Source organism: Herbaspirillum sp. DW155 (assembly GCF_037076565.1).
GTDB lineage: Bacteria > Pseudomonadota > Gammaproteobacteria > Burkholderiales > Burkholderiaceae_D > Herbaspirillum.
The window spans coordinates 3734632-3747152 of the sequence record NZ_AP029028.1 but is presented as its reverse complement, the minus strand read 5'-3'; the positions used below and the strand labels follow the sequence as shown (position 1 = coordinate 3747152).

The 12521-nt window shown below is 64.9% G+C and carries 9 protein-coding genes; 1 reads left to right on the top strand and 8 read right to left on the bottom strand.

What is annotated here, in order from left to right:
* Positions 1-32: 32 nt before the first annotated feature.
* The 4 genes from mutS to AACH55_RS17000 all read right to left on the bottom strand — a co-directional run bounded on the left by mutS (position 33) and on the right by AACH55_RS17000 (position 7513).
* On the bottom strand, positions 33-2714 hold the full coding sequence (mutS, locus tag AACH55_RS17015) for a DNA mismatch repair protein MutS (RefSeq protein ID WP_338715844.1): 2682 nt from the start codon (positions 2712-2714) through the stop codon (positions 33-35).
* A gap of 396 nt (positions 2715-3110) precedes the next feature.
* Positions 3111-4682, bottom strand: a complete 1572-nt coding sequence (locus AACH55_RS17010; protein ID WP_338715843.1) for a DHA2 family efflux MFS transporter permease subunit — start codon at positions 4680-4682, stop codon at positions 3111-3113.
* Positions 4683-4712: 30 nt separating this feature from the next.
* Entirely contained in the window at positions 4713-5948 is a 1236-nt protein-coding gene (locus AACH55_RS17005) for an HlyD family efflux transporter periplasmic adaptor subunit (protein WP_338715842.1), read from the bottom strand.
* Positions 5949-5953: 5 nt separating this feature from the next.
* Entirely contained in the window at positions 5954-7513 is a 1560-nt protein-coding gene (locus AACH55_RS17000) for an efflux transporter outer membrane subunit (RefSeq protein WP_338715841.1), read from the bottom strand.
* Between the two features lie 243 nt (positions 7514-7756).
* Between AACH55_RS17000 and AACH55_RS16995 the strand changes: the two genes are divergently transcribed.
* Complete coding sequence (locus tag AACH55_RS16995) at positions 7757-8359, top strand: TetR/AcrR family transcriptional regulator (RefSeq protein ID WP_338715840.1); 603 nt, start codon at positions 7757-7759, stop codon at positions 8357-8359.
* A 6-nt stretch (positions 8360-8365) separates the two neighbouring features.
* Here AACH55_RS16995 and AACH55_RS16990 read toward each other — a convergent pair whose 3' ends face one another.
* From AACH55_RS16990 to xdhC, 4 genes are all read right to left on the bottom strand, one after another.
* Positions 8366-9349: a type II TA system antitoxin MqsA family protein gene (locus AACH55_RS16990; RefSeq protein WP_338715839.1), complete on the bottom strand. Its 984-nt coding sequence runs from the start codon at positions 9347-9349 to the stop codon at positions 8366-8368.
* Positions 9349-9744, bottom strand: coding sequence for a hypothetical protein (locus AACH55_RS16985; protein WP_338715838.1), 396 nt, complete (start codon positions 9742-9744; stop codon positions 9349-9351). Before AACH55_RS16985 ends, AACH55_RS16990 begins: the two co-directional genes overlap by 1 nt.
* A gap of 222 nt (positions 9745-9966) precedes the next feature.
* Positions 9967-11265, bottom strand: a complete 1299-nt coding sequence (gene guaD / locus AACH55_RS16980; protein ID WP_338715837.1) for a guanine deaminase — start codon at positions 11263-11265, stop codon at positions 9967-9969.
* Positions 11266-11434: 169 nt separating this feature from the next.
* Positions 11435-12502 carry a xanthine dehydrogenase accessory protein XdhC gene (gene xdhC / locus AACH55_RS16975; RefSeq protein WP_338715836.1) on the bottom strand — a complete coding sequence of 356 codons (1068 nt, stop codon included), beginning with the start codon at positions 12500-12502 and terminating at the stop codon, positions 11435-11437.
* Positions 12503-12521 lie beyond the last annotated feature (19 nt).

Sequence of the window (12521 nt, the reverse complement as noted above, 5' to 3'; positions counted from 1 at the left end):
GGGGGCCAAGGGGGCAGCTTGCCGTGGTCTCGTTATTGTCCCCGGCTCAGGGCCTTGAGCTGGTACAGCGCTTCCAGCGCCTGGCGCGGCGTGAGGGCATCCGGATCGATGCCGTCCAGCGAGTGCAGCAGCGCCTGGGCCAGCGGATCGGGTTCGACCGCGCTCGCGGGGTTGCGTTCATCGTGCGTTTCTTCAGGTTCCGCTGCCGGTTCCGTGAAGGATGCGGAGCTGAACAGGTCGAACTGCGGGGTCGCTTGCATGGACTGGCTTTCCAGCGCCGACAGATGCTTGCGCGCGGCCCGGATGACCGGCGCCGGCACCCCGGCCAGCTGTGCCACCTGCAGCCCGTAGCTCTGCGAAGCGGGGCCGCTCTGCACCGCGTGCAGGAAGACGATGCTGTCCTTGTGCTCCACCGCCGAGAGATGCACGTTGGCTGCGGTCGGGTGGATATCTGGCAACTGCGTCAGTTCGAAGTAGTGGGTCGCAAAGAGGGTGAAGCTGCGCGTCACATCGATGAGGTGCTTGGCAATCGCCCAGGCCAGCGCCAGCCCGTCGAACGTCGAGGTGCCGCGCCCGACCTCATCCATCAGCACCAGCGAATGTTCGGTGGCGTTGTTGAGGATGGAGGCCGATTCGGTCATCTCCACCATGAAGGTGGAGCGCCCCCCGGCCAGGTCATCGGCCGCGCCGATCCGGGTGAAGATGCGGTCGATCGGCCCGATCACGGCGCTGGTGGCGGGCACGAAGCTGCCCACGTAGGCCAGCAGCGTGATCAGCGCCACCTGGCGCATGAAGGTCGACTTACCGCCCATGTTGGGGCCGGTGATCAGGAGCAGCTTGCGTTCGGCGGCGAGCTGGCAATCGTTGGCGATGAAGCGCTCGATCTGGTTTTCCACCACCGGATGGCGGCCTTGCTCGATCTGGATGCAGGGCTCGGCCACCAGTTGCGGCGCGCACCAGTTGTTGCGCACGGCATGGTCGGCCAGGGCGACCAGGGTATCGAGCTGGGCCAGGGCATGGGCGATGGCTTGCAGGCGCACGATATGAACGCCCATGTCATTGAGAAGCTGCTCATAGAGGAACTTCTCGCGCGACAGTGAACGTTCCTGCGCGGAGAGCGCCTTGTCCTCGAAGGCCTTCAGTTCGGGGATGATGTAGCGTTCGGCGTTCTTGAGGGTCTGGCGGCGGCGATAGTCTTCCGGCACCTTGTCGGTCTGGCCGTGGGTGACTTCGATGTAGAAGCCGTGGACCTTGTTGTATTCCACCCGCAGGTTGGCGATGCCGGTGCGTTCACGCTCGCGCGCTTCCAGTTCCAGCAGGTACTGGCCGGCGTTTTCCGAGAGGCCGCGCAGTTCATCCAGCTCGGCATCATAGCCGCGCGCGATCACGCCGCCGTCGCGCACCATGGCGGCGGGTTCCAGCATGATGGCGCGTTCCAGCAGGTCAAGGCATTCCACGGGCGTGGCCAGGTCTTCGTGCAGCTGGCCCAGCAGCGGCGCTTCGGCGTCGCGGGCGCACATCTCCACGTAGGCACGCAATGAACCCAACTGCTGCAGGCCGCTACGCAATCCCGCCAGATCGCGCGGACGCGCCGACAGCAGGGCGATGCGGGTAGTGATGCGTTCGATGTCGGGCACGGCCGCCAGCGTAGCCGACAGGCCCGAGCAGGCGTCCGTGCGCATGAGCGCATTGATGGCGGCGTGGCGTGCGCGCGCCACCTGCTGGTCGCGCAGGGCGTGATGCAGCCAGTGGCGCAGCAGGCGCGAACCCATCGCGGTACGGCAGTGGTCCAGCGTGGAGAAGAGCGTGGGGGCCAGCGCATTGGCATCCTGCGCGCGGATGGTTTCGGTCAATTCCAGGTTGCGTCGGGTGGCGGCGTCCAGGCCGATGAATTCGTTCTCGGATTCGACCGTGAGCGTGCGCACGTGCTGCAGGCCGCGTCCCTGGGTCGATTGCGCATAGCGCAGCAGGGCGCCGGCGGCGCAGATGGCCGGGCCCAGGCCGTCGGCACCGAAGCCGTGCAGGGTGGCTACGCCCAGCTGATCGAGCAGGGCCTTCTCGCTGCTGGGCTGGTCGAAATGCCAGTCCGGCACCGTCACGGCGCGGTTCGGCAGCAGTGGCTCGCACTGCTCCAGCTGGCCATCGGCCACCAGCACCTCGGCGGCGGAGATGCGTTCCAGTTCCTGTTTGACGCGGCCATCCAGCAAATGCGCCTCGACCGTGAATTCCATCATCTTCAGCGCGCCGCTGGCCATGGACAGCCAGGCCAGGCCGACCTGCATCTGCTTGCGCGACTTGGAGGGCAGCAGTTGCATGGCCAGCAGGCAGCGCTCGGCCTTTTCGGGCAAGAGGTCGGAATCGGTCAGGGTGCCGGGCGTGACCACCCGCACCACCTTGCGCTCGACCGGCCCCTTGCTGGTGGCCGGGTCGCCGATCTGTTCGCAGATCGCCACCGACTCGCCCAGCTTGATCAGGCGCGCCAGGTATTGCTCCACCGAGTGGAAGGGCACGCCCGCCATCTTGATCGGGTTGCCGTTGGAGGAGCCGCGCTGGGTGAGGGTCACGCCCATCAGGCGCGAGGCCTTTTCGGCATCCTCGAAAAACAGTTCGTAGAAATCGCCCATGCGGTAGAACACCAGCGTGTTGGGGTGGTCCGCTTTGATGCGCAGATACTGCTGCATCATCGGCGTGTGGGCGGCGAGGTCTTTGGTCATGGGTCCGGGTGGCGATGCACAGATCGCTTCTTGCAAGTTCGGGAATGCACTGCCGCGCGGGCTGGCCTGGATCTGCGTGGAGGCCACGGGTTCATCAGGCCACGGCCGGCGGCGGGAAGTCAGCCTGGCGGCCCGACGGGCGGGTCGCCATAAATCAAAAATGCGGACCGTGGTCCGCATGCTTGAGCCGGGATTGTACGCGCATTGTCCCGGTGCAGCCAAGGGTGCGGCATGGTGCTGGCCTGAAGCGGGCAAAGCAGCGGGACAATTTCAAGAAAGTTCGGAAGCCCGGCCATCAGAAAATCCTGCGGCCCCAAAAAAACAGGCGGCCACCGAAGTGGCCGCCTGCCCAGTCCGCAGGGGGAGGACGGACTGTGGGGGAGAAGAGAAGGCGAATCAGTGCGCTGCTGTCGTATCGGCCACCCGGGTCGGCTTGGGCGCCAGCCATACCGCTATGGCCGCCAGCGAGAAGGACACCGCCGCCATCAGGAAGATATGGTTGGTCGACAGCATCACGGCCTGGTTCTGCACCGTTTGGGCCAGCGAGGAGGTGGCCTGTTCGGCGCTCATGCCCGAGGCCATCATGGCCTTGAGCGCATCGCCGCTGCGATCGACCAGGCCGGACAGTTCCGCGTGGTAATAGGTGGCGTCGTTTTCCCAGCTGGTGTTGACGATGGAGGTGGCAATGGCACCGGACATGGTGCGGCAGAAGCTCATCAGGCCGGCTGCCGATGCGGTTTCTTCCTCGTTCACGCTGGACAGCGCCAGCCCGGTCAGCGGCACGAAGAACAGCGGCAAGCCGATGCCCTGCAGGAACATGGGCCAGCCGATCTGGAAGAACGTCATGTCGGTATTGCTGAAGCCGCGCAGGGCGGTGATCAGGCCCAGCCAGGTCACCCCGAAGCAGACCAGCTTGCGCGCATCCACTGTGGTGGAGGCCTTGGCTACCATGGGCGCGGCGACCACTGCCAGGATGCCGCTGAGCGCCGAGATGCAGCCCGACCAGGTGGCCGTATAACCCATGTAGCCCTGCAGCCAGAGCGGCGTCAACACCACCGAGCCGAAGAAGGCGCCGAAGGCCAGACAGATGGTGACCACGCTGGCCGTGAAGCCGCGATGGCGGAACACCCGCAGGTCGACGATGGGCGTGTGCTCGGTCAGCTCCCAGATCAGGAAGGCGATGAAGAACACTACCGCCGTGATGGCCAGCAGCACGATCTCGGTGGAGGCGAACCAGTCCTTTTCCTTGCCTTCATCGAGCATCAGTTGCAGGGCGGCGACCCAGACCACCATCAGGATCAGGCCCACGCGGTCGATGGGCAGCTTGCTGGTCCTGGTCTCGAAACGCTTGAGCATGCGCCAGCCGAGGTAGCCGCAGATCAGTGCCACCGGCACGTTGATCCAGAAGATATAGGGCCAGCTGTACTGGTCGCACAGCACCCCGCCCAGGATCGGGCCGGCAATCGGCGCCACCAGCGTGGTCATGGCCCACAGGCCCACCGCGGCAGGCGCCTTCTCCTTGGGGAAGATGCGCAGCAGCAGGGTTTGCGACAGCGGCATCAGCGGACCCCCGGCCAGGCCCTGCATGACGCGGAAGGCGATCAGCATGCCCAGCGAATTGGCCAGGCCGCACAGCGCCGAGAACAGGCCGAACATGATCATCGAGAGGATGAACACGCGCACCGTGCCGAAGCGATTGGCCAGCCAGCCGGTCAACGGCACGGTGATGGCCTCGGCCACCGCATAGGAGGTGATGACGTAGGTGCCCTGGCTGGTCGATGCGCCCAGGGCGCCCGAGATGGTCGACACGGAGACGTTGGCGATGGTGGTGTCGAGCACCGCGATGAAGTTGGCCGCCGCCAGCAGGATGCCGGCGCCCACCAACTGGCCGCCGCTCAGCGGCGCCTCCAGAGGCCCAGGCTGGGGGGCTGGCAGATCGCCGGCCTCTGCACTCAATGTGGATGACATGATGAAGTTCTCTCTGTCGTGGCCGCCGGCTTACAGCGCGGCAGCCTTGGTATCGGTGTTCTGGGCCGACTTGGCCTGCACGTTACCGGTCTGGACCGGGCCGCGGGTATCGATCTCCACCACCATCGACAGGCCCACCGACAGCGGATGCTGGGCCAGCTCCTTGGGGTCCAGCGAGATGCGCACCGGCAGGCGCTGCACCACCTTGATCCAGTTGCCGGTGGCGTTTTGCGCCGGGATCACGGCAAAGGCCGAACCGGTGCCGCCTGAGAGGCCCGTGACCACGCCGTGGTATTGCACCGAGCCGCCATAGAGGTCGGAGGTCATCGTCACCGGCTGGCCGATGCGTACCTTGGTCAGCTGGCCTTCCTTGAAATTGGCATCCACGTGCATCTCTTGCATCGGCACCACCGACAGCAGGCTGGCGCCGCTTTGCACGTGCTGGCCGACCTGTACCTGGCGGCGGGCGATGACGCCATCGACCGGCGCGCGCAGCACGGTGCGCTCCAGGTCCAGCCTGGCTTGATTGAGCTTGGCGCGGGCCAGGACTACTTCCGGGTTGTCGTCCACCGTGGTGCGGGCGGTCAGCACGGTGCTGGCCATTTCTGCACCTTGGGTGGCCTTGATGTTGGCGCGGGACTGTACTTCGGCGGCTTCGGCGGCCTTCAGATTGGCCTGCGCGGTCAGCAGGGCGGTGCGGGCATTGGTCAGTTCTTCACCGGAGACCGAACCCGACCTGGCCAGCGCTTCGCGGCGCTGCAGGTCGATCTGAGCGCGCTGCAGATCGGCCTGGGCCGACAGCAGCTGGGCGCTGGCGCGCTTCTGGTCCGCTTCGCGGGCCAGCACCTGGGCCGCCAGGCCGGCATCGTTGGCGAAGTAACCGCGGACCTTGCGCTCGGTACGGTCCAGGTCGGCGGCGGCCTGGTCCACGGCCAGTCTGGCGTCGGCATCATCGATGCGTACCAGTACGTCGCCCTTCTTGACGGCTTGGGTATCGACCACATCGACAGCCGAAACAATGCCGTTGACGGCCGGGGTGACGGTGGCCACTTCGGCGCCGGTATAGGCGTTGTCGGTCTCGACATAGCGCGAACCGATCAGGTACCAGTAGGCGCCGTAGCCGACGGCGACGATGGCGATCACGCCGCCGAAGATGGAAAAGAGCTTCTTGCGCTTTTGCGCGGCGGCCGCGCGGGCGGCGGCTTCATTGCGTTGCTGGGTGTCTTCGGCCAGGGTGTGGGCCGCTTGGGAATCACTGTGGGACATGATGTTCAACCTTTCGCTTGCGTGTCGGTGTGGGGCGCGGTGGCGCTGTCTTGGCTGTTGCCGTCATCGGCGGCACGGTAGCCGCCGCCCAGAGCGCGCACCAGCGCGACATCCAGGGTGAACAGGCGCGAGCGCAGATCGGAGAGCTGGCGCAGATTGCTGATGAGCGTGTCCTGCGCATTGAGTACGTCGAGGTAAGTGTTCAGACCGCCCGCGTAGCGGTTGCTGGCGATGCGATAAGCCTCTTCGGCGGCATCGGCGGCGGCCTGCATGTCGTGCAGGCGTCCGGCCAGGGCTTTCTCGCTCACGCCCACGTCGGCCACGTCCTGCAGGGCCTGGGTGACGGCCTGGTCATAGTTGGCTACGGCTTCGTCATAGCTGGCGCTGGCCGAGCGGAACTGTCCGCGCAGACGGCCGCCATTGAAGATGGGCAGCGAGATCGCCGGACCGATGCTGCCGATGTCCGAACCGTTGCGGCTGAGCATGCTCAGGCCCAGCGACTGGAAACCGATATAGGCCGACAGGTTGACGTTGGGGTAGAAGGCAGCCCGCGCCACCTTGATCTGCTTGCCCGCCGCCTCGGCACGCAGGCGCGCGGCCACGATGTCGGGACGGCGGCCCAGCAGTTCCACCGGCAGTTGCGCCGGCAGGCCGAAGGGCTTGGTCATGTCGATCTGCGGACGCGTCAGTTGCAGGCCGCGATCCGGACCGGCGCCGGCCAGTGCAGCCAGCTTGTTGCGTTGCAGGCCGATGGATTCGTCGGTGGCTTTCAGCTCAGCCTGGGCCAGGGCACGACGCGCTTCCATCTGCTTGACCGAGCCGCGCGTTTCCAGGCCGTTGGCCAAACGCTGCTGGAACAGGTCCAGCGTTTCTTCACGCACCTTCAGGGCCGCTTCGTTGGTGTCGCGCTGGGTGTAGAGCTGCGCCAGTTCGGCATAGGCCGAGGCAATCGAGGTGGCCAGGGTGATGCGCGCCTGGGCGGCGTCGGCGCGGCTGGCTTCCAGTTCCGAGGTGGCAGCGGCCAGGGCCGCGCGGTTCTTGCCCCAGAAGTCGATTTCATAGCTGAAATCCAGGGTGGTGCGGGTTTCGTTGTTGTAGCCGTGCGGTACCAGCGCGGGCGGGAAGCCGTTGTTATAGGACTGCTTCATGTGGTCCAGCGAGGCATTGCCGCTCACTTCCGGCAGCAGCGCCGCCCCTTTCTGCTGGGCCGTGCCTTCGGCATTCATCAGGCGTGCCTTGGCCACGGCCATGGAGGGCGCGTTTTGCAGGGCTTCGTCGATGAGGGCGTTCAATTGCGCATCGCCGTACACCTTCCACCATTGATCGCGCGGCCAGGCGGCCTGCACGGCATCGGCGGCCAGGGTCTGGCTGCTCTGGTAGTGGTCGATGGACTTGGGCTCGGCGCGCGGGCCCAAGTCCGTGAAGGAGGCACACCCGGCGGTGAGTGCTGCCGCCAGCACGGCCGCCGAGACCGACGCGGCCCGCCGCCACGGCAGGGTGCGCCGCTGCGGCCGCAGCGCCGGATGAGGCGCGCGCTGGGCGGGGAGGAATGAGTTGTTGTTCATTTGCGTAGATGGTGGAGTGAACGACTGAATCAGAAAATCCAATGTTTTATAACTGTACAGTTCAGTATAGTATTCGGTTTTATGAAGTGTCAAGGCTCGTTGCGAGAAATTACTCGTCTTTCTGCGGCAACGCCGCAACAGTGATTTTTTGCGCGTATTTGATGGTGATCAGGCGGCTTTCGACGGTATCGTCGCCTATAATTCGGGATTGGCCGGCTTTCCGGCCGGCATCACGGGACAACCATGCGCAAGAAGAGTGAGGAACGGCGCCAGCAGATGATCGACATCGCGGCCGAGGTATTCAAGGAAATCGGTTTCGAGGGCGCCTCGATGGCCGAAATCTCGGCCCGTATCGGCGGTTCCAAGGCCACGCTGTACAACTATTTCAGCTCCAAGGAAGAGATCTTCGTGGAGGTGATGATCAAGCAGGTGGGGTGCCAGTTCGAAGAAATGTTCATGTCCTTGCGCAATGAAGACGAACTGCGCAGCGGTTTATTGCGTCTGGCCGAGCATTATCTTGCCGTGGTGTTCCGGCCGGAGATTGTCGCCGTCAAGCGGCTGGCGATGTATTACGCGGGCAGGTCCGAACTGGGGCCGATGCTCTATGAGCGAGGCCCCAAGCGGGGCTGGACGCGCATTGCCGAGTTCATCGAGGTCAAGATGAAGGCCGGCCAGTTGCAGCCGGACGACCCCTGGATCGCGAGCATGCAGTTGCGCGCGCTGATGGAAGCGGAATGGATGGAAATGCGCATGCTCGACGTGGTTACCGATATCCCTGCGGCCAAGCTCAAGGCCTCGGCGCAACGGGCGGTGGATGCGTTCATCTGTCTGTATCAGCCGCGCTGAGCCGCTTCAGAAGCTCAATGCCGCCGCATGGCGGTAGTCGATCAGGGCAGCCATGGGCGTCTGGATCCAGGCCTGCTCGCGGTGGGAGGCCTCTGATATCTCGTTGGCACCCATCTCGGCAAAGCGCTTCTTGATGGCGAGCAGGAGCGCCAGTTCTTCCTCGTCGAAGACGTTGCGATCCGCAGCCCGCAAGGGCCGCACCTGCGTACCTTCGGCGCTGCCCACCTGCACTTCCACCTGCTCGATCACGCCGCGCTGCTCCAGCAAGCAAAACAGCAGCCGGAAAGCCGAGGGGACCGGCCCGTAGGGCAGGCGCTCATAAGCCAGGCCCGAGAGACTGCGGCCATGCTGCTGATAGTGCTTGAAGTCGCTGTAGAACAGCAGCTTGTTGAGTTTGGTGACGAAGACTCCTTCGCCTTCACCCAGCAGCAGCACCAGTTGTTCCAGCTTCTCCAGCCGGATGGTTTCGCCCGGCGCGCTACGTGCGCTGCTGGTGAAGGCCTTCTCCAGGGCCGCCGAGCCGGCCCTTTTTTCCAGTTCGGCCATCAGCCGGGTGCGCACCTGGGCGGGCAGCCCCCGGGCACTGCGGACCAGTTCGATCAGGGTGTCGGCAGAGCGCATGGCCATGCGCATGGACTTGTCGTGGGCGTCCGATTGCAGCTTGCCGTTTTCATAGCGGCTCACCGTGGCTACGCCCCAGCCCAGCACGGCCGCCAGTTCGGCTTGCGACAGCCCGAGCGATTTGCGCCAGGCGGTCAGCTGCTCCGGCCTGACCATGCCGTGCCGGGTGCGATACAGTTCGCGCGCCCTCACCAGGCTGTCTTCCATGTCCAGGGTCTGGAAGCTTTCGCCGCAGCGCTGGCAGGCGAAATAGTCCACCGGGACTTCGAAGTCCTCCTTGTTCACGGTACGGGTTTCCGTGGTGCTGACGAGTTGCACCGTGCCTTCGCCGGCACAGTTCGGACAGATTTCAAAAGGTTTGACCGGCATCACACACTCCATTGCACAGGGGGCTTCTGGTAAGGAAATCTCATCGCTTGTTCGGGCCGGTGGAAGGACATGCACGTGCTCCGGCGTCCCTCGCGCGTGACGGCAAGACAGAGCTTGATGTACACGCGATGGGCCAGCTCCGTCTTGTTCACGCACTGCACCACCGTCTTGCCGAAGTGCCAGACCCAGCCTGTTCCCCAGTCGTTCTGGTTCGGCCCGTAGCTGTAGTCCTCGATCCGGAGCTGTCTCAACTCACGTACCACATCGATCATCTCGTAATCGATCTCTGCCATGAAATCCAGGGTTTTGCGCTGGCGCGACAGGAGGATGTCGCCGGGGTGCAAGGCGGCGAGCTGGTTCAGGAAGTGCTGCACCTGCAATCTGGTCGCTGACATGGCAGAGGCTCCGATATTAAATCAATTGATAAATTCGTCGACATAAAATATCAATTGATGTTGCTTGAGGGATACATCGACACGCGATGTTCGCTCAAGCGGCTGCCCGGCAGTGACGAAAAGATTGGATAAACGCTCACAGAATGACGGCCACAAAAAAGCCAGGCTCACCCCAATGGCGGGCCCGGCTTTCCATCCTAGGGAGCCGATATGAAAGGTTCTTCAGCGCTGGTGTACCCGCACCCCCGCTGAATAGGTCGCGGCGATGGCCCGGTCATCGCCGAGGATGGCCAAGGCGAACAATTGTTCCTCCAGGCTACCGGTGGTGGCGCTGCGGCGTGCCAGCAAGGGCGTGGCCTGCGGATCGAGGACGATGAAGTCGGCCTCGCAGCCGGGCGTGAAGCTGCCAATGCGGCCTTCCAGCTGCAAGGCGCGCGCGCCGCCCAGCGTGGCCAGGTAGAACATGCGCTGCGCCGGCAGATAGGTGCCGCCCATGCGCGCCACCTTGTAGAGCTCGTTCATGGTCTGCAGCATCGAGAAGCTGGTGCCGCCGCCCACGTCAGTGGCCAGGGACAAGGGCACGCGCGCCGCATCGGCACGGGCGAAATCGAACAGGCCGCTGCCCAGGAACAGGTTGGAGGTCGGGCACAGGGTCGCTGCCGATTGCGTGGCCGCCATGCGGGCGCGGTCCTGGTCGTCCAGCCAGATACAGTGGGCATACAGCGCGCGCTGGCGCATGAGGCCATAGCCGTCATACACGTCGAGGTAGCTGCGCGCATCGGGATAGAGTTCCTTGACCCATTGCACTTCATCGGTGTTTTCGGCCACGTGGGTCTGGATGTAGGCGTCCGGATACTGTGCCGCCAGCTCACCGGCCAGCTTCATCTGTTCAGGCGTGGAGGTCGGTGCGAAACGCACGGTGATGGCGTAATGCTGGCGCCCCTTGTTGTGCCAGCGGGCGATCAGTTCCTCGCTCTCGCGCACGCCCGATTCGGCGGTATCACACAGGAAATCCGGTGCATTGCGGTCCATCAGGCACTTGCCGGCCACCATGCGCAGGTTGCGGGCATGGCTGGCGGCAAAGAAGGCATCCACCGACTGCGGATGCACCGTGCAATAGACGGCCGCGCTGGTGGTGCCGTTGCGCAGCAGTTCGGTCAGGAAGAAGTCGGCCACTTGTGCCGCGTGTTCCGGCTGCTGGAAGCGGCGCTCGGCGGGGAAGGTGTAATTGTCCAGCCAGGGCAGGAGACCCGGCGCGGGCGAGCCGATGATGTCGGTCTGCGGATAGTGGACGTGGGTATCGATGAAGCCGGGGCAGAGGATCTTGCCGCGCAGGTCTTCGACGACGGTGCCGGGCGGCAGGCTGGCTGCAAGTCGGGCATGGTCGCCGGCCGCCTGTATCTTGCCGTCTTGCACCAGCAGCAGGCCATCGCTGTGCCATTGGGTGGCGTGTTCGTCGAAGGCCGGATCGTTGGTGAAATACAGCAGGCTGGCGCGGTAGGCTTGCAGGGATGGAGTCATGGTGTTTTCTCGGGGCGCGCGGCGCCGCCCGGGGGCGGGCCGTTGATTCAAAGTTCATCATACTGGAAGGCAGCGACGTGACGCTGCTTTCCGTGAGGGCAGAAGGTGGAATCGCAGGGGAATCAGGCCGGTCGGGCCGATTCCCGGAGGGTGACGGCAGGGTGTTCCTTCAGCCTCTGCCGTCCAGAGCGTGTGTGACCAGACTCAGTGGCCATGCCTTGGGTTTGGGTGGGGTAAAGCGCAATTCCCACAGCTGCATCAGTTGCGCTACCACCGCGATGGCGATGCTGGCGGGTTCCTTGCCATAGATGCCGGGAATGCCGATGGGGCAAGTGATGCGTTCCAGCAGGGCCGCCGAGAAGCCGCGTTCGGCGAGACGATGCTCGAACTGCCTGCGCTTGGTCTGCGAGCCGATCAGGCCGAACCAGGCGGCATCTTCGCGCTTCAAGATGCGTTCGCTCAGTTGCTGGTCGAGGGCGTGGCTGTGGGTCATCACGAGATAGTACGCGCCGGGCTCGGCCAGGTCGACCGCGGCATTGGGCACGTCGGTGGCCTCGATGCGGATCTGTGGCGGCAAGCCTGCGAGGAACATGTCTTCCCGCTCATCCACCCACAACACCCGGCAGGGCAGGGTGGACAAGACCTTCACGATGGCCGTCCCGACATGGCCGGCACCGAACAGCACCACCTGCGGCTGGTGCGCCCGGCACAGGTCGAGCAGCCAGCGGCGGCCTTGATGGTCGCGCACCAGCCGGGTCTGGCGCGACTGCTTCAGGGCCTCCAGCGGCAGGCCGTAGTCTTGCGCATTGCTGTCCAGCAAGCGCAGGGGATCGGCATGATCCAGCGGCAGCGCGCGCCAGCGGTCGGTGCCGCTGGCCCAGGCTTGCTCCAGTGCCTGCCAGGTCTGCAAAGCGGCTTCATCGGCGGTAATCCGCTCGAAGCAGAGAAACACCACCCCCCCGCAGCACTGCCCCAGGCTGGGGCCCAGCGCGATGCGTTCAAGTCGCCGCGAATCGCTCAGCCCTTCGGAGCCGCCCGCCAGCATGGCGCGCGCGATCTGTGCCGCGCGCCATTCCAGATGGCCGCCGCCGATGGTGTCGAACTGGCTGTCGGCGGTATAGAGCATGCGCGCCCCCGGCTCGCGCGGTGTCGAACCCTGGATCTCTGCCACCGTCACCAGCACGGCCGGGACCGTCTTCTGCTGCATCTGGCGCAAGGCCGTCAACCATGTCGTCATGATGGTTCTCCGTTGCGGC